The organism is Paenibacillus sp. D9 (assembly GCF_001188365.1).
Lineage (GTDB): Bacteria > Bacillota > Bacilli > Paenibacillales > Paenibacillaceae > Paenibacillus_O > Paenibacillus_O humicus.
In genome coordinates, this window is record NZ_JZEJ01000001.1 from 4,984,986 (window position 1) to 5,005,056 (window position 20,071).

At 60.6% G+C, this 20,071-nt stretch carries 18 protein-coding genes; 15 read left to right on the forward strand and 3 right to left on the reverse strand.

Translation table 11 applies throughout. From position 1 onward, the window contains the following. The first annotated feature begins 56 nt into the window (after nt 1–56). From VE23_RS26705 to VE23_RS22340, 11 genes are all read left to right on the forward strand, one after another. Entirely contained in the window at nt 57–206 is a 150-nt protein-coding gene (locus VE23_RS26705; protein ID WP_021880435.1) for a hypothetical protein, read from the forward strand. After that, nucleotides 207–2,381: an HNH endonuclease gene (locus VE23_RS27770; RefSeq protein WP_332310180.1), complete on the forward strand. Its 2,175-nt coding sequence runs from the start codon at nt 207–209 to the stop codon at nt 2,379–2,381. 17 nt (nt 2,382–2,398) lie between these two features. Further along, nucleotides 2,399–2,866 carry a DUF6985 domain-containing protein gene (locus VE23_RS22300; protein WP_049869174.1) on the forward strand — a complete coding sequence of 156 codons (468 nt, stop codon included), beginning with the start codon at nt 2,399–2,401 and terminating at the stop codon, nt 2,864–2,866. A gap of 396 nt (nt 2,867–3,262) precedes the next feature. Further along, the gene (locus VE23_RS22305) at nt 3,263–3,847 is read left to right on the forward strand and encodes a glycerol-3-phosphate responsive antiterminator (protein WP_049869175.1); all 585 of its coding nucleotides are present in this window, start codon (nt 3,263–3,265) and stop codon (nt 3,845–3,847) included. Between the two features lie 94 nt (nt 3,848–3,941). After that, nucleotides 3,942–5,438: a glycerol kinase GlpK gene (gene glpK / locus VE23_RS22310; RefSeq protein ID WP_049869177.1), complete on the forward strand. Its 1,497-nt coding sequence runs from the start codon at nt 3,942–3,944 to the stop codon at nt 5,436–5,438. Nucleotides 5,439–5,589: 151 nt separating this feature from the next. After that, nucleotides 5,590–7,290: a glycerol-3-phosphate dehydrogenase/oxidase gene (locus VE23_RS22315; RefSeq protein ID WP_049869178.1), complete on the forward strand. Its 1,701-nt coding sequence runs from the start codon at nt 5,590–5,592 to the stop codon at nt 7,288–7,290. 354 nt (nt 7,291–7,644) lie between these two features. Further along, a complete protein-coding gene (locus VE23_RS22320; protein WP_049869179.1) occupies nt 7,645–8,649 on the forward strand; it encodes a hypothetical protein in 1,005 nt (334 codons plus the stop codon). Next, complete coding sequence (locus VE23_RS22325) at nt 8,646–9,263, forward strand: DUF4129 domain-containing protein (protein WP_049869181.1); 618 nt, start codon at nt 8,646–8,648, stop codon at nt 9,261–9,263. The genes VE23_RS22320 and VE23_RS22325 overlap by 4 nt, the downstream gene beginning before the upstream one ends. Continuing rightward, complete coding sequence (locus tag VE23_RS22330; RefSeq protein WP_049869183.1) at nt 9,260–10,462, forward strand: DUF4350 domain-containing protein; 1,203 nt, start codon at nt 9,260–9,262, stop codon at nt 10,460–10,462. The genes VE23_RS22325 and VE23_RS22330 overlap by 4 nt, the downstream gene beginning before the upstream one ends. Next, nucleotides 10,459–11,376: an AAA family ATPase gene (locus VE23_RS22335; RefSeq protein WP_021882488.1), complete on the forward strand. Its 918-nt coding sequence runs from the start codon at nt 10,459–10,461 to the stop codon at nt 11,374–11,376. The genes VE23_RS22330 and VE23_RS22335 overlap by 4 nt, the downstream gene beginning before the upstream one ends. Then, the gene (locus tag VE23_RS22340; protein ID WP_069202512.1) at nt 11,327–12,697 is read left to right on the forward strand and encodes a DUF58 domain-containing protein; all 1,371 of its coding nucleotides are present in this window, start codon (nt 11,327–11,329) and stop codon (nt 12,695–12,697) included. The genes VE23_RS22335 and VE23_RS22340 overlap by 50 nt, the downstream gene beginning before the upstream one ends. Here VE23_RS22340 and VE23_RS22345 read toward each other — a convergent pair. Next, on the reverse strand, nt 12,657–13,631 hold the full coding sequence (locus VE23_RS22345; RefSeq protein ID WP_049869185.1) for a stage II sporulation protein M: 975 nt from the start codon (nt 13,629–13,631) through the stop codon (nt 12,657–12,659). The two genes, VE23_RS22340 and VE23_RS22345, sit on opposite strands and share 41 nt — an antisense overlap. Nucleotides 13,632–13,708: 77 nt before the next feature. Between VE23_RS22345 and VE23_RS22350 the strand changes: the two genes are divergently transcribed. Together VE23_RS22350 and VE23_RS22355 are read left to right on the forward strand one after the other, a co-directional pair. After that, nucleotides 13,709–14,515 carry an RDD family protein gene (locus VE23_RS22350; protein ID WP_048748259.1) on the forward strand — a complete coding sequence of 269 codons (807 nt, stop codon included), beginning with the start codon at nt 13,709–13,711 and terminating at the stop codon, nt 14,513–14,515. 416 nt (nt 14,516–14,931) lie between these two features. After that, complete coding sequence (locus VE23_RS22355) at nt 14,932–15,786, forward strand: transglutaminase domain-containing protein (protein ID WP_049869186.1); 855 nt, start codon at nt 14,932–14,934, stop codon at nt 15,784–15,786. A 179-nt stretch (nt 15,787–15,965) separates the two neighbouring features. On the opposite strand, the gene VE23_RS22360 is transcribed toward VE23_RS22355, so the two are convergent. Beyond that, nucleotides 15,966–16,613, reverse strand: a complete 648-nt coding sequence (locus tag VE23_RS22360; RefSeq protein ID WP_049869187.1) for a TetR/AcrR family transcriptional regulator — start codon at nt 16,611–16,613, stop codon at nt 15,966–15,968. 167 nt (nt 16,614–16,780) lie between these two features. On the opposite strand from VE23_RS22360, the gene VE23_RS22365 reads away from it, so the two are divergent. Then, a complete protein-coding gene (locus VE23_RS22365; RefSeq protein ID WP_049869188.1) occupies nt 16,781–17,149 on the forward strand; it encodes a DoxX family protein in 369 nt (122 codons plus the stop codon). A gap of 162 nt (nt 17,150–17,311) precedes the next feature. On the opposite strand, the gene VE23_RS22370 is transcribed toward VE23_RS22365, so the two are convergent. Then, the gene (locus VE23_RS22370) at nt 17,312–18,475 is read right to left on the reverse strand and encodes a virulence factor (protein WP_049869190.1); all 1,164 of its coding nucleotides are present in this window, start codon (nt 18,473–18,475) and stop codon (nt 17,312–17,314) included. Nucleotides 18,476–18,669: 194 nt separating this feature from the next. Between VE23_RS22370 and VE23_RS27515 the strand changes: the two genes are divergently transcribed. Further along, nucleotides 18,670–20,001: an MBL fold metallo-hydrolase gene (locus VE23_RS27515; protein ID WP_232317018.1), complete on the forward strand. Its 1,332-nt coding sequence runs from the start codon at nt 18,670–18,672 to the stop codon at nt 19,999–20,001. Nucleotides 20,002–20,071: the final 70 nt, after the last annotated feature.

A 20,071-nucleotide genomic window follows, 5' to 3' on the forward strand; every position in this document is an offset into this window, starting at 1 on the left:
TTTTGCCCGATAGCCTGTAAGGATCCAGTTCAAGCTCCAGGAGGTGAGTAAAGAGAATGAGACAGTCTGTTCAACTCGACAAGCTGGGCAGCTTGTCGGATGGAATGAAGCGTCTTGCCGTTTCGTTGGAGGAGACGACCGTACGAGGTATGGCAGGGCTGGAGCGGATGGAGGATTCCATTCGGTCCGAGTATGGAGAGTCTTAGGTGCAGAGATCGGTAATCCGTGTGCAGGAAATGCACCGGGAAGCCAGCCAGCTGGCTGCCCATCTGGACGATAAGATGCAGCGCCAGGCAGCAGAGCTGCGCCGTGCTGCAGAAGCGTATGCGGATGCAGAGCAGCGGAACATGACGCTGATTCGCTCCTTGTCAGGCGGAATGGACTGGGGTGGAGCGGGATATCAGACTCCGTTGGGCGGCATTGGACTGGCCGACCTGAAGATGCAGGCCGAAGCGGGTCTTCATCGATTGAAGCCGCTGCCTTCGATGGATCTCCTGGAGCAGGATCCGCTGGTTCGGAGTATGCGAGAGGCGGCGGCGGATCTCAAGCGGGCGCCGGAAGACAGGGAGGCCGCTCAAGCGGAACTGGACAAGATGTTCCAGCTTCGGCTGGATATTGCGAAGGCGCAGACGGCCTATCAGGTGTACAAGGCCTATGGAAACCAAGGGCTGATGGATGCGATGCATGAGATGGCCGAGGCGGCGAGGAAAGAGCTGAAGGTCCAGGGTGTCCGCGAGGCCGCATATGGTGACAATGTGGATCTCACGCCCTATTTCAGGAGGGCCGCGATTGAGGCCTGTGACTTCGATCCTTTGTGTATGGCCCAGCCGATGCCGCTGCCGCTGAACCCGAAATACCGGCTGCTGCTGAGCCTGGGCGTTCAGGAAGGAATCATGAGGGACTGGGCAAGGACAGAGCTGACTAGGCTGTCGGCAATAGAACCCTCTCTCCAATCGGCAGAGGACATGCAACAGAAAGAGCTGCAAGAGAAAGTCGAGGCGTATGCTAAAAGCATGCTGCCGCCGACACATTTGTCCGATGGAACGCTGATTACAGCCGCCAATAAAGAAAATGAGCTTACCTTTGCGTACTTTAATGAGCATGTGCTGGAAAAAGATAAAGAGTATATGAACGTTCAAGTCCCGTATACGGCTTATGTCGCGTGGGTAAGAACGATCTATGGGAGAAACGGTTGGGAGCAGGCGATGCATTTAAGCGAGGAATTTGTTCTCGGTCTGGGCACGGAAGTCATCACGAGCGTCATCGATATGGGTGAGTTGGTAGTGGAGTTTGTGATCGACCCGGCTCAGACGACCAGAGAAGCGATTGAAGCAGTCAAACAAACGGCAGGAAGTGTCGCGTATTTCGTCGAGAATCCCGATAAGCTTGTAGACGTTGCCAAACAGGTCTATGCAGACTTCGAGCAGATGAGTCCGGAAGAGAAAGCGCGGGCGCTTGGAGCGATATCAACGATTCTGATACCCGGAGCAGCGATCACCAAGGTCACCAAAGCAGGCAAGGTAGTCGAAGGAATAACCACGTTGACGAAGAAGGCAGGTGGAGCGGTACCGACGGGATTGGATAGAATCTCGCTCGGACCTGTCCCTGTGACGGCAGGACCGAGAATGCCAACCGATCTAAGTCCAGGTTGGGATATCGGCGCGTTGCCCCGCACGCCTGTTCAGGATAACTATTTAAGGCAGATGGAAATTTCTCGGAGTGAGTTGGCTGATCTGGCTGCTGGGAATAAAGGGAACGCGGATGTTAAGGGGGCGGATTCTGATCGTTTTTTGAAGGTTGAGGGGATGGATGCAGATGATGCTCCTTCTGCCTTTAAACAGACTAAATTTGCTAGTTCTTATGAAGCGAGACTTCATCAAACGCCATCACCTAATAATAAAACGGTTGGTTTTGAGGGGCAAAGGGGCGAAACAAAATGTATTTTAAAACCACCACCAGACCCTGAATTGAAGAAGATATTAGACGAAGCAGGTATTAATGGGATAAATTATAAAATCGGAGTACCTGATTTTTCGCCTGTAGCAAAAGCAGAACTTGAAATTGACCATATGGTGGGCGGAGTTGGTAGCAATGGAACTAAAGCTAGAACTGCGAATTTTAAACAAGCAGATATAAAATTTGCTGAGCAACTTAATAACTCACCTGAGTTGGCTAGTCAATTTGGATTAACCCCAGGGAAAATTAAAGCAGGGGACATTGCAGATGTTCGCGAGGAATTAAAGCTGACTTGGCACGAATTAAATGATGGTAAAACAATTCAGCTTGTGCCGTCTGAAATTAACAGTAAATTCGGACATCTAGGTGGCGTAGGAGAGATAAACGCAGGAGCGTTTGAGCCTGGCGGATTTGCCGATAATTAGAAGGGAGATTTCTCAAAGTGAAAATTAATGATGCAGTTTTCGGTGAACTTGAATACGATTATGTGTGGAGCAAGGATATTACAATTGAGTTTTTCGGAAAAGAAGTCAATATTGCTTTGATGGTAGATGGTGAAGAAGATGGAGAATTTAGTGAAAAACAGTATGCTTCATATAACACTTTAAAAGAAAATTGGGGGGATATTCAGCAAAATATTCTGACCCCAATTTTAGATTATTACAAAGAGAAGCGGTCTGAACTTGGGTACGACGTTTCATATGATGTAAATTACCCTTTAATTGAAACAAATGATAAACTTCTTGAAAATATCAAGCTAGTTGGAATTTATGTGCCATCTGCAAGACGATTTGAAGCCAGATATATTGGACTAACATTTGACTGTACATGGGATGAAGAAAATGGGGTTGGTATACGTCTAATTAATGAAGAAGTAGCTAGGGTGGGATACCAAGATGTGGCGCTTTGAGTATATATGGGCTACTACCCAGTGCCGAATAAACTCATCATTCAACCAATAGCATTGTAGTATCGTTCAATCAGAGCTTCAATTTTAAATAGCAATCGGCAATAAAACAGCTACTTTGCTGTAATCCCCATTAGAGCCAGTATAGGTTCGATTCATTCCGGGAGCGACGTCCGCCGCCTTCGCTGAGAACAGCGAGCGGATCAGCGCCTGGCGGCAAGCGTACGTTGACAACGTTTCCAGCAGGCCGATATAATGAATTCAAGTTAATAGGGCGACGGAGAAAGGGAGGTCCGCATCAAGCGCTGTTTCATTGCAAACGGCAGCTTGACGCGGGCTTTTTCCTTTTTTCAGTCAGGAAGATAAGGGGCTAGGAGTCCGATAAGGGAGGAAGACGGCATGGCCTTCAAGGGACAGCTGATCCTGCCGGCGATCCGCAAGCCGAAGGATCTGGAGAAGCTCATGGGCTTCTCCTATGAATACATCGTTCTGCTCGACAGCCACATCAGCCAGCTGAAGCCGATCCTTGATCTGGCGAGGTCCGGCGGCAAGCAGCTGCTCATCCACGCCGATCTCATCGAAGGGCTCAAGAACGACGAGCATGCGGCGGAATTTCTGTGCCAGATCATAAGGCCGGCGGGAATCCTCTCCACGAGGGCGAGCGTCATCGCGAAGACCAGGCAGAATGGCCTGCTCGCCATCCAGCGGATATTTCTGCTCGACTCCGGCGCGCTGAACAAGAGCTATGCGCTGCTGGAGCGCTCGCAGCCCGATTACATCGAGGTGCTGCCGGGAGTCATCCCGGATATGATCGCCGAGGTGAAGGAGAGGACCGGCATTCCTATCTTCGCCGGAGGGCTGATCCGCTCGGTATGGGATGTGGAGAAGGCGACGGCGGCCGGAGCGGCGGCGGTCACGACCTCGCGCGTGGAGCTGTGGAAGCATTTTGATCGGAAGAGCGAAGAGGCTCCCGAGCCGGTATAGGCGGGAAAGGCTTCAATAGGAAGCAAAGCAGGAAGATTGCGATAAGCAGGCATGAACGTATATAGCATTTGCTGAAGCAAAAGGAGGAGCAGCTATGAGCGATACCTATATCCTGTCCATCGATCAGGGAACGACCAGCACGCGTGCGGTCATCGTCGGCCGGGGGGGCGAGTTCGTCGCATCGGCTCAGCAGGAGATCGTCCAGCATTATCCCCGTCCGGGCTGGGTGGAGCATGACGCAAGCGAGATCTGGGTGTCCGTGCTGGGGGTCATGGCGGCGGCGCTGTCCAAGGCAGGCCTGCGCCCCGATCAGATCGAAGCGATCGGCATCACGAACCAGCGGGAGACGGCGGTCGTCTGGGATCGCAGCACCGGCCATCCCGTCTACCGCGCCGTCGTCTGGCAGTCCAGGCAGACCGCGGATATTTGCGAGGAGCTGCGCCGATCAGGGCTGGAGGAGCTGTTCCGCTCCAAGACGGGCCTCCTGATCGATCCGTATTTCTCCGGCACGAAGGTGAAGTGGATTCTCGACCATGTCGACGGAGCGCGGGAGCGGGCGGAGCGCGGGGAGCTGCTGTTCGGAACGATCGACTCCTGGCTCATCTGGAAGCTGACCGGCGGTGCATCCCATAAGACGGACTACACCAACGCTTCGAGGACGCTTCTCTTCAATATCCACGAAATGAAATGGGATGGGGAGCTGCTGGAAGCTTTGGACGTCCCTGCCGCCATGCTTCCCGAAGCGCTGCCTTCCTCCGGCGTGTTCGGCCATACGGTCCCTCATCACTTTTTCGGCTGCAGCATTCCCATCGCGGGCGTAGCCGGAGACCAGCAGGCGGCCCTGTTCGGCCAAGCCTGCTTCGAGGAGGGGATGGCCAAGAACACGTACGGCACCGGCTGCTTCATGCTGATGCATACCGGCTCCAAGCCGGTGAAATCCTCTCACGGGCTGCTCACGACGATCGCGTGCTGCGCGGAGGGCGAGGAGCCGCAGTATGCGCTGGAGGGCAGCGTCTTCGTCGCCGGATCGGCCGTGCAGTGGCTGCGGGACGGACTGCGCATGATCAAGTCGGCAGCCGACAGCGAAGCGTATGCCTCCCGGGTAACCTCGACCAAGGGCGTTTATGTCGTGCCGGCCTTTGTCGGACTCGGCACTCCCTACTGGGACAGCGAGGCGCGCGGGGCGGTGTTCGGCCTGACGAGCGGAGCGGAAAAGGAGCATTTCATCCGCGCCGTGCTGGAGTCGCTGGCCTATCAGTCCAAGGACGTCATCGCCGTCATGGAAGAGGATTCCGGCATGCCGCTGTCCTCGCTGCGGGTGGACGGCGGTGTCGTGAAGAACGATTTCCTCATGCAGTTCCAGAGCGATATTTTGGGCGTGCCGGTGGAGCGTCCGGAAATCAACGAAACGACGGTGCTTGGCGCGGCCTATCTCGCCGGACTTGCCGTCGGGTACTGGAAGGACCGCTCGGAGGTGGGCGGCAGCTGGCGGATGAACCGCCGCTTCGAGGCCGCGATGGAGGCGGAGGAGAGGGACTCCCTCTACGCCGGGTGGAAAAAAGCCGTTGCGGCAACTCGGGCTTTCCAATAGCGCGCTGTTCTGGTACGCTTGAAGCAAGTTAATATCGGCCTGTAGATATCGGAGAACGCCGCAAGCGTCCGGCTGCCCCTCATGGAGCAGCCCGGACGGCTTGCGGCTTTTTTGTTGGATTTCAGAGGATTTGGATCAAGGAGGCTTGTCCATGGAAACCCGGTTTTCAGCGTTGGATAGAAGCTCGCTGCTGAAGGAGCTGTCGGATGAGACTTGGGACGTGCTCGTCATCGGAGGAGGAATTACGGGCGCCGGCATCGCGCTGGACGCGCAGTCGAGGGGGATGAGGACCGCGCTGATCGAGATGCAGGATTTTGCTGCGGGCACTTCCAGCCGCTCGACCAAGCTGGTTCACGGCGGTCTGCGCTATCTGAAGCAATTCGAGGTGAAGATGGTGGCCGAGGTCGGACGCGAGCGGGCGGTCGTCTACGAGAACGGTCCTCATGTGACGACGCCGGAGTGGATGCTGCTGCCGATCTACAAGGGAGGCACGTTCGGCAAGCTCTCCACCTCCATCGGGCTGGCGGTCTATGACCGGCTGGCGGGCGTCAAGCTGCGCGAGCGGAGACGGATGCTCGGAGTCGAGGCGGCGCTGTCCAAGGAGCCGCTGCTCAAGAAGGAGGGCCTCAAGGGCGGCGGCTATTATGTCGAGTACCGGACCGACGACGCGCGGCTGACGATCGAGGTGATGAAAAAAGCGGCCGAGCTGGGGGCGAAGGCTGCCAATTATGTCAAGGCGGAGGAGCTGCTCTACGAGAACGGCCGCATCTGCGGCGTCCGCGCGGCGGACGTGATCGGCGGCAGGTCTTGCGTCATAAAGGCCCGGCATATCGTCAACGCGGCCGGCCCGTGGGTGGACGGCATCCGCGAGCTGGACGGGTCCCGGCAGGGCAAGACGCTGCGCCTCACCAAGGGCATCCATCTCGTCTTCGACGGCAGCCGATTTCCGTTGCGCCAGGCGGTCTACTTCGATACGCCGGACGGCCGCATGATGTTCGCCATCCCCCGCGACGGCAAAACGTATGTCGGCACGACCGACACCGATTACGACGGAGACGCCGCCGCGCCGAAGATGACGGAGGCCGACCGGAAGTATGTCGTGGAGGCGGCGGCAGCGATGTTCCCGTCGCTCGGACTGACCGAGGCCGACGTGGAGTCCAGCTGGGCGGGGCTGCGGCCGCTCATCTACGAGGAGGGAAAGTCTCCCTCCGAGGTTTCGCGCCGCGACGAGGTGTTCCGCTCGGATTCCGGCTTGCTCACGATCGCCGGAGGCAAGCTGACCGGCTATCGGCGGATGGCGGAGACGGTGACGGACATGCTTGCCGCCGAGCTTGGACGCGAGAGCGGGCGGAAGTATCCGAAGTGCCGCACGAAGGATATTCCGCTGTCGGGCGGCGATGTCGGCGGCTCATCGGGCTTCCCCGGCTTCCGAAAGCAGTCGGAGGCGATGGGCCGGATGCAGGGCTTGTCCGAGGCGGCCGCGGCGCTGATTGCAGGCCGCTATGGCAGCAATGCCGGCACCGTGTACTCGCTGCTGCCGGGAGCCGGCGAGCGCCGGCCGGCCATGCGGCCCGAACGCGCGGGCAAGCTGCCGCCGGAGATCCATGCCGCCCTGCTGTACGCGATCCGGCATGAGATGGCGGCCAAGCCTGCAGACTTTCTTATCCGCCGGACCGGAGCATTGTTCTTCGACCGCGCGGGCGCGCTGCAGTGGAAGGACGCAGCAGCGGCGGTCATGGCTTCCGAGCTTGGCTATGGCGAAGAGACGATGAGTCGGTTCATGGCGGAGCTGGAGACGGAGTTGCGGGACGCGGTCGATGCCAAGCCGGACTCGGCCTTTGCCGAGCCGTAAAATAGAGCTGAAAATAGCTTTGGACTCCGGCACCGGATGGACGGCGGATGAGCCCGAATAGAGGATGTTCGGCTCCATGACGGTATGCACGGCATCCAGCCCTTCTTCACGGCAGGCCAGAAGGGCGGAACCCGGAGATGAAAGCGCAAGATTGCATAAAACGGCGGCATGGCGCGCCTTCCAATTCCTTGGAAGGCGCGCCTGTTGTTTTCCCGCTTTTTTTCATCGGAATGAAAAACGGGGTGCCAAATCAGGAAATATATACAATCCGGTGTGTCGGAATGTGTATAATAGAGTAGGTTTATAGATCCACGTTCCATAGATTCATAGACATATTTCAAAGGAGTCATCCAAATGTCCCAACAAATTCTCAGGCCGATGGGAATCGGCCGCATCCTTGACCGAAGCTTCCAGCTTTACCGCACGCATTTTGTGACGCTGGCCATCCTCATGCTCGTCATGTACGGGCCGATGCTGCTGCTGGCAAGCGCCTTGATCGGGAACTCCGGAAGCCAATACGGCAGCCTGATCGAGCAGCTCCAGTCCGGCGGCGGCTTGGAATCTTACCTCGAATCGACCGTGGAGACGGAGAGCTCGGATATGTCCGCCGCAACAATTCTGTTCGGCATTCTCGGCATCATCGGCACGGCGCTGCTGTCGCCGGTCGTCATCGGCGCAATCGTCCATCTGGTGCGGGCGCAGGTCGACGGTGAACCGATACCTGGACCGGGCGAGCTGTTGAAGCGCAGCTTCCGCCGCTTTTGGCAGCTGATCGGCAGCTCCCTGCTTTTCGGCTTCATCAGCATGGGCTTGTACTTGCTGATTGTAGCCGTATTTGCGCTTGTATTCGGCATCCTGGTGGCTACTGCCCTCAGCGGAGGCGGCTCCGGCTCTTCGGCCGGATTAATTATTCTCATGATCATCGCGATTCCTGCTCTCGTAATCGGCATTTCCTTTTTCGTGCTCCGCTGGTCCTACTTCCTTCCTTACGTCGCCCTCGGCGAGGAAGGCGTCGGCATCGGCCGCAGCTGGAGAGTGACCAAGGGAAGCTTCTGGAGGCTGCTGCTCATGTATATCGTGCTCGGCATCATCCTTTATATCATTACGATCGTCCTCGGGTTGATCACAGGCCTATTCGGCGGGGGCGTCCTCTCGCAAATCCTCTACGGACTGGTGACGATTGTGATCGGGTCCTTGTGGATCCTTCCTTACGCCGTCAGCTTCTTCGATCTGCGCGTGCGCCGCGAGGGCTACGGCCTTGATTCTCTGCTCGGAGGCAATCCGGCCTATCCGGGCATGGCGCCGCCGCCGCCGCCGGCTTCCTGGAACAACGAAGGGCCGCCGGACAACCGTCCATGAGTCCGCGCGAACAGCTGGAGGACATCCTCTCCGGCAGCGAATACGAGGCCTACCGCAATCAAGGCGGCGGATTTTCCTTTTGGGACTGGCTGCTCGAGAAGATCGGCCGGTTTCTGAGCTGGCTGCTGCCTGATCTGAAGCCCAGCGAAGGCACGCTCAACATCTTCGCTCTGGTTCTGGTGCTTGCGCTCGCGGGTCTGCTCGCCTGGATCGGCGTGCTGATCGCGCGGCGTTATTCCGGCGGAGGCAGGCTTCGCTCCAGAGACTATATGGCCTCCGGCGAGGAAAGCCGCTCCTGGAGGCATTATTGGGCGCAGGCGGAGAAGCATGCCGAGCTGGGAGCCTGGAGAGACGGAGTCAGGGCTGTTTTCCTGGCCCTTCTTTTTTATCTGGAACAAAGAGACATGCTCCGCGTCGAGCCATGGAAAACGAACCGCGAATATGCCGAGGAGCTGGCGGAATCCAATGCCGGGACGGCCGCAGGCTTCCTTCAGGCCGCGATGACTTTCGAACGCAGCTGGTACGGCCGCGGCGAAGTGACGGGGGAGCAGCTGGAGGCATTCCGCAGGCAGGCGGAGTCGCTCATGAAGGAAGCGGGTGATCCGGAGCCATGAAATGGAACAAGCGTTACGCGGCGCTGCTTGTTTGCGCGGCCTTATTCATCGGCATCGGCCTATGGGTCGCGAAGCCTGCAGTCAAGGACCAGCCGCCATGGCTCAGCTTCTCGGCCGACACGGACGGGCTGAAGGGCTGGCGCGAGCTGGTGGAGTCCGGACAGTCCCGCACGGGAGAGTGGAAGCTGCGCTGGGAGCGTCTGCCGGCAGGAAGCAACCAGCTGCTCGTCGTCGCGGAGCCGCTCGGCGTCGGACCGGAGGAGTGGACAGCTCTCAAGAGCTGGGTGCGCGCCGGCAACCATTTGATTCTTCTCGACCGCAATCCCGACAGCTTTTTCGGGTTTGAAACGGCCGAAACCGAAGGGCCGGACGCAGCCGCTGCGGACGGAGAGGACAAATCCGGCAATAGCGGCTCGGATGAATCCGCGCCCGTGCCGGTCGAGGCTCCGCTGCTGTCTGGCCGAAGCGGCCTCACGGCGCTGGCCTTGAGTCCGGTGCGGATCAAGCCCGGCAAAGGAGACGAGGTGCTCGTCTCCGACAAGCAGGGCGTGCTCGCGAGCCGGATGAAGGTCGGCAGCGGCAGCGCGGCGCTCGTGCTGGAGCCGGAGTGGCTGCAGAACGGGGAGGCTTTGAAGGCTTCCCATCTCGATCTGATGTGGCCGCTGTTCGCCGAGGAGCGGACGTCGGTCCTGTTCGACGAGACTCATCACGGTTACGGAGTGAAGCCGGGCCTGTTTGCCATTTATCCGGTCTGGCTGCTGCTGGTCAGCATCCAGCTCGCGGCGGCTCTGGCGCTGTGGCTCTGGCTGAAGGGCAAGCGTTTCGGACCGGTCCATGTTCCGAGAGAATGGACCGTGCGCCGCGGCGATGAGACGGTCCGCGCGCTTGCGGCCTGGTACCATCGCAGCGGCTTGATGGAGGAGGCGCTGGAGCATGGGCGCCAGCGGCTGAGGCAGCTGCTCGCCCAGCGCTGGGGGCTCGGCCCCGACACCTCTCCCGCGCAGGCGGCTGCGGCGGCTCGAAGCCGCTGGAGCGCGGAGGATGCGCGGCGGCTGGAGCAGGCGCTGCAGCCGCTGCCGCTGCCGTCCGGGAGAGGCAAGGCGGCAAGGCAGGAATTCATGCGGCGATCAAGAGACAACGCGGAGCTGACGGCTATGCTCGAGAGCGGCAGACAGCCCGGAAGGGGAGATAGGCAATGAACGATATCATCGCATCGCTGGAACGGCGAATTTATGGACAGAAGCGCAACATCCGCCTGCTCGTGACGGCGCTCGTCGCGGGAGGCCATGTGCTGCTGGAGGGGGTGCCGGGTCTCGGCAAGACGAGCCTGGCGCGGGAGCTGGCCGCTGCGTCGGGCTGCGGCTGGAGACGGATCCAGTTCACGCCCGACCTGATGCCGGGAGACATTACCGGCAGCGTCACCTACAATTTGCAGGACCAGTCGTTTTCCACCGTCAAGGGACCGGTATTCACGAACGTGCTGCTCGCCGACGAAATCAACCGTTCGGGACCGAAAACCCAGGCAGCGCTGCTGGAAGCGATGGAGGAGCGCCAAGTGACGATCCAGGGAACGACCTATCCGCTGCCGGAAATCTTCTTCGTCGTGGCGACCCAGAATCCGGTTGAATACGAGGGGACCTATCCGCTGCCGGAAGCGCAGCTGGACCGCTTTTTGTTCAAGCTGATCCTGGACTACCCAGGCGAGGAAGCGGAGATCGAGATTTTGAAAGGGAACCGAAATCCAGGAGCTGCCAAGGAGCCTGAAGCTCCTGTCGTTTCCGCCGAGGAAATCGCAGCGCTGCAGCGGCAGCTCGGCAGCGTGGCTGTCGAGGATTCCATTTACGCCTATGCGGCGGCGCTCGTCCGGCTGACGCGCTCGCTGGAGGGCGTGCAGCTGGGGGCAAGCCCCCGCGCCGGCATCTCCCTGATCCGCGCGGCGTCGGCGTGGGCGCTGCTGGAAGGGCGCGCGTATGTCACTCCCGACGATATCAAGGAAATGGCGCTTCCGGTGCTGAGGCACAGGCTGATGCTGACGCCGCAGGCAGAACTGGAGGGCATGACGAGTGAAAGCATCGTCCGGCAGACGCTGGCCACTGTCCCGGTTCCTCGCTAGGCGGCTGAGGCGGTTCATCCTGCCGACGCACCGCATGGTCTGGCTGGCCGCGGCGGGAGCGGCATTGCCGGCGGCTGCCGCAGCCGCGGGAGCATCGCCGTGGCCTCTTTTCATTCTGTGGTGGGGGCTGCTTGCCGCCGCCAGCATCTGCGATCTGCTCCTGCTTCCGCGCCGAGGCGACTGGAGCGTGAAGCGGCAGCTGCCGGAGAGCGCCGAGATCCGCAAGGAATTCGAAGTCAGGCTCGACATCCGCTGCCGCTCGAAGCAAGCCGTGAGGGTAACACTGGCGGATGATCTGCCTTTGACCTTCCGCTCGGAGCCTGCTTTCCCCGGGGGGAGGATTCAGGGCAGCGGACGCTTCCATGTCGCGATGGCGGCCTCCGAGCGCGGCCGCTACCGGCTTGGAAGCATCGATCTGCGCTGGAGCGGAGGCCTTGGCCTGTGGGAGAGGCAGACGCAGCTCTCCGAGGAGAGCGGAATCCGGATCGATCCGGATCTGTCCGGCGTGCGGGACGTGCTGAATTCCGCCCAGGACTCGCTCCTCATCGACGGGCAGCGCATTTACAAGAGGCAGCGGGGAGGCACGGAGTTCGACTCCATCCGCGAGTACGCCTTCGGGGACGACATCCGTGAAGTGAACTGGAGAGCGACGGCGCGGGCGGGCAAGCTGCTGACCAATGTATATCGCCCGGAGAAGGGCAAGACGGTCGCGATCCTGCTCGACTGCGGTCGCCAAATGGGCGTTGAGCTGGACCATCAGGTCAAGCTCGACCGCACGCTGGAAGCGGCTCTTGCCGTAGCCGCGGCAGCCTTGAAGCAGGACGATCAGGTCGCCCTCATCGCTTATTCGAGCCGGGTGAAGCTCTATCTGCCGCCCGGGCGGGGACTGGCCCATCTTCAGGCGATGACGAAGGCGGTCAGCGATCTGCGCAGCGACTACGAGGAGTCGGGCGCAGGCGTCGGACTCGGCTATCTGCTGCGCAGGCTGCGGCGCCGCTCGTTCGCCGTGCTGTTCTCCGACATGGATCATTACCGCCATGACCCCGAGCTGCTGCCTTATGCGGCCAGGACCAAGCGGAGCCACCATCTGCTGCTGCTGTCCATCCGCAATCCTGTGCTGCATGAACTTGAAAAAGCCCGCCCGGAGGATGTCCAGGGGGCTTATGTCCAGTCGATCGCGGCCAAGGAGAACGGAGAGCGCCAGCTGCTGTCGCGCAAGCTGGCAGGCAGCGGCGTTCCGCTAATCGACGCGCCGGCCGACAGGCTGGCCGTGACCGCGGTCAACGCGTATTTGGAATCGCGGGAGCGGGGCGCATTCTAATCGTTCCGAGCACGTAGTACGCGGCCAGGACGGCCAGCGTGAGCAGCGCGACGGCGTATTTGATCCACAGCGGCATGTAGACCGGCGTGATGTAGCCTTCGATCAGGCCGGCGACGACGAAGAGCGGCACGGAGCCGATCAGCAGCAGGGCGGATTCCTTGGCCGCTTGCAGGAAGACGAGCTTGCGCGGAAGCTTGCCGGGCACGAAGAACCGGTACCCCATGTAGAGGCCGGCTCCGCCGGCGATGAAGATGGCGGTCAGCTCGATGATTCCATGCGGCAGGATGTAGGCCCAGAATGTGTAGCTGTAGCCTTCCCTGGCGAATACGGCGGCGAGAGCCCCGATCATGAGCCCGTTGTAGACCATGAGGTAGACGGTGCCGATTCCAAGGGTGATGCCGCTCAGGAAAGCCATGACCGCGACGCGGATGTTGTTGGTCATGATCGTCGTGGACATGATCGGACTGTGCACGTCTCCGCGGTCGCTGTTCGTCTTGGAAGGATCGATGACATCGGACATGCCGGCCGGAAGGACGGAGTGGACGGCCATCGGATCCTGCCAGACCGACAAGTAGCCGAGCAGTCCGCCCAGCAGGAACAGCAGCGTCGCCGCTCCGATGAACCATCCCCGCTGCCGGACGAGATGGGGGAAGCCCGTCCGGAAGAAGCTGCCGAGACGGCTGTTTCCTTCCCCGGCTCCATGCATCGTGTTGTGGGCGCGGGAGACGAGATCGTTGAGGCTCGCCTCGGCTTCGCTGCCGGGAGCGTGAGTCTGCAGATAGGCCAGGTGGGACGATGCCGAGCGGTACAGCTCATGAAAGCGGTCCAGCTGCCCGGCCGGCGCCCGCTTGCCGCGTCCCCCCAGCAGCGTAAGAAGGCCGTCGAGCTCGGACCACTGGCTTTTGTTGCGGCGGATGAAGGCTGTTATTTCCATCAAGGTTCTCCTTAAGTTCCCATATTGTTTTTCTATTCTATCATGACATTACTATTCGCAGAAGGCGGTGAATCTCCTTGCATGACTTGCCTGAAAAGGGGACGACCCTTCTGACGCCGGAGCAGGTCCGCCTGCAATACCGCACCGCCGGCATCGGCAGCCGGGCGCTGGCGCATCTGGTCGACGCGCTGCTCATGCTCGCAGCCGCGCTCCTCATTCTGCTCGGGTTCGCCGGGGCCATGTATCTGTTGTCCAAGACGTGGCTGCCGAGCAGCGGCTCCGATTATCTGGTCGCCATCATGATCATTCTGATGCTGGTCGTCGTCATCGGTTATTTCATCGGGATGGAAGCCTACAGGGGCGGCCAGACGGTCGGCAAAAAAGCGTTCGGCCTGCGGGTCGTAAACTCGCGCGGAGGCTCCGCATCGCTGCTCTCGGTCATCATCCGCAACCTGTTCCGGCTGATCGACCTGCTGCCGGTCGGCTACTTCGCGGGGGCAGTGGCCATGATGTTCAGCCCGTCCGACAAGCGCATCGGCGACATGGTCGCCGGCACGGTCGTCGTGCTGGAATCCGGCGCCGAGAACAAGAAGCGCCGCACCGGCGTCGAGCGCAAGCTGCTCCGCCTGCAGAAGACGACGGCGCTGCCGGAGCTCGCTCTCACGGAGGAGCAGCGCAAGCTGGTGACGCCGGAGGATTGGCAGCTGCTCCAGGGCTGGGCGGAGCGGCTGGAGCCTTCTCCGGAGCGGAGAATGATGGAGATGGAATACCGGATTTTCATCCACTTCACGGAGCGTCTGGGCCATCTGCGCACGCTGTACGCGGCTCCGGCAGCCTATCTGGCAGCCTTGTACATGGATTTGCGCGGGGATTGGGAGTTTTAGAGGGAAAGGCGGAAGTACCGGCCATCTGTCAGGCTGCCTCGTCATGCATATGCGGCGGGTTCATGGATGGAACGGGGGGTCTTCCACGAAAGAATCCTGCTCATACACTTGCAAGCAGGCTGCCTGTTCACCTGCAGGCAGCCTGCTCGACCTGTCTATTCATCTGAAAGCGAATGCTCCATCTGTCTATTCACCTGCAAGCGAATGCTCCGCGGCAGCTCTTTCCGAGCTGTCCGCCGCTTGTTAAGCCTTTCAAGCAAGCCCGAACGGTATCGGAGCCCCGCCTCGCCGCCTGAGCCGCTCTTCCTCCGCAAGGAGCCGAGGAGCGGCTTTTGCTTGATTCATCATGACCCCGGAGCGTCTACATATACATAAATGAAGGTTTTGCAAAGCCTAGCTTCCGGGGAGGTCATCCGATGCGCCGACATGTTATCGTCAACTCGCTGCTAGCCGCATCCCTTGCTCTGTCCGTCTTCATGCTCGAAGGCAGGCTTGAGCCGCCGGTCCAGGCCGGTAGCGAGAACATCCAGCCGACCGCCGCGGCTGCGGCCGTCTCCTACAGCCCCCGCGCCAAGCTCGTGGATGAGCTGGCAGCAGGCTTCAAGGGGAGGAGCGCCGATTTCCAGACCTCCTACAGGGGCGACCATGCGGATCTGGTGAAGGCCATGCCGGATCTCGTCAAGCAGGCGCTTTTCCGGGACGATTATTCCGCCTATGTGCTTGAATCCTATTCCTATAAAATCCGCACGGTAGGCGACAATTCTTCCATCCGGGTGAAGGTCCGCTACCGGGAAACTCCGGAGCAGACAGCGGCGGTAAAAGAGAAATCCCGCCAGACGCTCAAGGAAATCATCCAGCCGGGCATGAACGAGGAAGAGAAACTCCGGGCCATCCATGACTGGATCGTGCGCCATGTCCGTTATGACGAGTCGCTTACCCGGTACACGGCTTACGACGCTGTCGTCAACGGAACAGCCGTCTGCCAAGGCTATGCCCTGCTGATGTACCGCATGGCTGCCGACGCCGGCATCGAAGTCCGCATCGTCGAAGGCACCGTCGATTCCGGGGATCATGCCTGGAACCTGGTGCGGCTGGACGGAAGCTGGTACCATATCGACGCGACCTGGGACGATCCCGTTCCCGACCGGGGCAGCCAAGTCCGGCATACGTATTTCCTCCTGTCGGATGAGCAGATCCGCAAGGATCATTCATGGACCCGCGATTATCCTGCCGCCCGGCAGGCGTACAAGGGAACAGCTTCGCCATCCTAAGGCGAGGTTGGATCCTATCGGTATGGAACCAAGCATGCTGAAAGTGACCAGGAAGCAGCCGGCCCCCGTGAGAAGGGGAGGCTGCTTTTTTTGCGGGGATGATGCGGTTAGGTCCGCGGCAGCGGTGGAAAGGGCGAGGGAAAGGGAAAGGGCAGACGAACGGGGAGCCGCTATCCACTTTATCTAGGCGGATCTGGCGGCGATGGAGCAGCGAACAGTCCGCCGACCTCTTCCAAAGCAAGGATGGCGAGCGATGCGAATTCTTCCCGGCTCGTCCTGCGCCCTTCCTTGTTCCAGGCGTGCGACATGCCGTAGATGCTCCGGCTGAGAAGGGTGGCGACCAGCTTGTCCTTCTCCGTACCTGTGACGTCAGCAGGGTCTGAAGCGCCGGGAGCGCCGGGAGCCGAGCCCAGGGGACCGGGGCTCCGCCGGATCATGGACAAAAAGAACTCCTCCAGCGCCTCGTTGATCCGGCTTTCGATATGAGGACCGAGCGAGCCGTAATTGCGCTTGAAGTGTCCGCTGACCTCTTCGTGGAAGGTGCACATGATGACGATGATTTTCAGCAGCGTGTCCCGGTTGAAGCCGTCATGGCATTGAAGCTGCTTCTTCAGATTTTCCCAGAGCACATCGGTCAGGGTATGATCCATCAGCTGGTATTTGTCGGTGAAATGGGCATAGAAGGTCGCCCGGTTGACAGTCGCCTTCGCCGTAATATCCTTGACCGTTATGTCGCTGAAATCCTTATTCTTCATGCACAATATGAATGCGTCCTGAATCAGCTTCCTCGTGCGGAGCACCCGAGGATCCAGCTTCGGCGTTTCCATGTGCGCCGCCCCCTCCCGATCGGTCTTTGCGCGATTACGCAACAGATCCCCGCATATGTCGCCTAAGCGATCAATCCGCTCCAAATGACGGTTGCCGCCTTTTCCGCTTTAGCTTAACATAACTTTCGCAACGGGTGTTGTTAAGTTGGATGGGGAGGGACAGAGAGATGAACATCGTCGTCATCGTGCTTCAAATTTTGCTTGGGGCCGCTTTTCTAGGGTCGGGGTTCAGCAAGGTGACAGGCAATAAAATGCAGGTGGAGAGCTTCCGCGCGCTTGGACTGCCTCAGTGGTTCAGGGTGCTGACCGGACTGCTGCAGCTCGCCGGCGCCGCCGCCCTCATCGCCGGATTCTGGCTGCCGAGCTGGCTGGCATGGGGCGCGCTTCTGCTGGCCGTCATCATGCTCGGAGCGGTATTCTTCCATGTGAAGGCCGGCGATTCCTTCGGCAAAGCCGTCCCTGCGCTCGTGCTTGCGCTGCTCGCAGCGGCTCTGCTTGCGCTTCGCTTCTCGGAGCTGTCGGCTTTCCCGGGATAGTCTCGAAGTTATCCAGCAGGTTCATTTTGCTGTTGGCGGCAAGAAACGCTAGCCCGGAGGGCAGCTTGGGCAAGACGCTGCTCTCTGCCGCTTGCACATAAGCACAGCCAGCGCAAACAGCCCTTTGGCCGATATCGGCCAAAGGGCTGTTTGCAGTTGTCCTTATTCCGGCTTGGCTTCGCTTTCGCGGCTGCGCATCGCCGTCATCTGCTGCCAGACGGAGCCGGCGGCTTCCTCGCCCCGGCGGATGCGCTCCAGCGCGATCTGCGCCTGCAGCTTAATCTCGAATTCGGCATCCTGCGCGGCTTCTTCGAGCGCTTCCAGCGCGCTCTCGTCGCCGACCTCGTACAGGAACCGGGCCGCGCGCCAGCGGACCAGCTTGTTGCGGTCCTTGAGCGCCTCGATCATGGCGCCGGTCGCTCCCGCATCGCCTAGATCGGACAGCGTGTCGCCGGCCGTGCGGCGTACGGAGGCGGACTTGTCGCGCAGCCCGCGGATAAGCAGCGGCAGCGCCGCCGGACTCTCGCGCAGGTCGCCGAGATACACGACGGCGAGCCGCCTTATGCTCGCGTTATCGTCGCCGAGGGCGCGCTCCAGAAGCGGCAGCGCGCTCTCGTCAGGCGACAGCCGCTCCAGAGCTGCATAGCGGCTCTGCCAATCCTCCGCCGCCATGAGCGGCTCGGCTTCGGCCGCGCTCAGCGGCGCAGGACGGACCGCCGCCTCGGCAGGGGCTTCGCCGGGGCCGGCCGCAAGCGAGGCCTCGACGAGAGCGTCCAGCCTCTCGGCCGTATAGGCCGCTTCGAGCTCGCGCACGATCTCGGCGGCGATCTCCTCCGGCTCGCCGTAACGGACGCCGAACTCCTCCAGCCGCCGCTCGCGGATCATCGTGGAGCCGGCGGCGCGGCCGACCGCATCGGTGAACTTGGCCGGCATCGCGGCGCGGGTCTCTCCGTCGCCAAGCCGGACGCGGACTTGGATCGGGATGCCGCGGAACATCTGGACGAGCACATGCGCCTCGCCGAAGCCGGCCGCCGACTCGGGACCGGCTGCGGCAGGCTGCCCTCCGTCCTCGGCTTGGAGGATTCGGCGGGCTTCCGCCAGAATGGCGGCCCAGTCCGCGCCGGGCTTGCGGTCGAGGGCGATGAAGTCGGCGGTGCGGAACACGCCGCGCACGCCGTCGATCGAGAGCAGCGACTGCAGCGGCTCCGGCGCCGTGTCCGCTTCGGAAGGCGAGTACGTGAAGCGGCGGCCTCGCGGCAGCATTTCGCTCACGTTCAATTTCATCGAGTTGGGACTCGGGGTAGGCTCAATGGATATTAGATTCATTATTCGTTCCTCCTGTTAAGGGGTAAGAAGATGAAGCTCTGCCTCCAGTGTAACTCAATCGGAGGACCGAAGCGAATGACAGCCGCCGGTTGCAGTTGATCGGAGACCGGCAGATTGATATGGTAGGGTACAAGACAGGCGGTCCGGCGTATCGGCCGGTCGTCCGCCAGCCTTCGAAAGCGAGGAATCACATCATGGCCAAATCCAAGTTCGGCAATATGGACCCGGTCTCCACACAGAAGACTTCCAAGCACTTCAAGCGCTGGAGGCAGGAGAAAATATGGAACCGCCAGGACCGGGACTACTCGTTCACGGTGCCCAATGCGGCTCCCGACCTGGACTTCCTGCACCGCAACCGCCAGCAGCCGTCGCTAACCTGGATCGGGCATTCGACCTTTCTGATCCAGCTGGCCGGCGTAAATATCGTCACCGATCCCGTCTGGGCGGGCAAGATGGCGTTTCAACGCCGCCTTACGCCGCCCGGCGTCGAGCTGGAACAGATGCCTCCGGTCGACCTCGTGCTCGTGTCGCATTCGCATTACGACCATCTCCACATGGCTTCCCTTCGCCGGCTTGGGGGCTCCAAGACGATTCTCGTGCCGGCCGGTCTCGGCGCCAAGCTGCGAGGCAAAGGCTTTCCCCGCGTGCATGAGCTGCATTGGTGGGAGAGCTTCCACTTCCGCGGGCTCAAGCTGACCTTCGTTCCGAGCCAGCATTGGACCCGCCGCAGTCCTTGGGATATGAACGCCTCGCATTGGGGCGGCTGGGTCATCCAGCCCGAGCATGGCTTGAGCCATGTGCCGGGGGAAGGGACGATACCGGCTGCAGCGGCTCCAGGCGAATCACAGTCAAGCGATAGCCATGGTCCGGGCATCTCGCATGAGGGCGCCGCTGAAGCTGCGGGCGGGCATCCGGCGGGAGAGGCTTGGCACCGGGAAAGAGAGCGGGCTTTGGAAGCCGCTGAAGCTGTGAGCGGGAGCAGGGCGGATAACGTTTGGCAAAATGCCCGTGAGCGAGCTTCGGAAGGCGCTGCCGAGGACTGCCCGGATCAAGAGCAGGCATCGGGAAACGAGCTCGATGCTCAAGCATCCGATGCAGGAGGCAAGAGGGCCCAGCCGTCGGAGGCGGCCATGAGAGGGCCGTACGATCCGTTCCACCCGGAAGCTCCGCGTCCTTGCGCAGGGCTGTATCCGACGATTTATTTTGCTGGAGACAGCGGTTATTTCCGCGGCTTCGCGGATATCGGACGACGTTTCAAAATCGATGTCGCCATGCTGCCGATCGGCGCCTACGATCCCGAAGCGTTCATGGGGCCGCAGCATACGACGCCGGAGCAGGCGCTGCAGGCTTTCCGCGATCTGGGCGCCAAGCTGTTCGTTCCTATGCATTACGGCGCTTTCAAGCTGGCCGACGATACGCCTCGGGAGGCGCTTGAGCGGCTGGAATCCGGCCGATGCTCCTTTGGGCTGGAATCCGACAGGCTTGTCATGCTTCCGCATGGAGAGACGTGGAAGATGGGCGGCTGACATCCTCCCGGCTTCGGCCGCCGTGCCAACTTTGGACATGAAGGCGCCAAGATCCCACATCGTTAAGCGG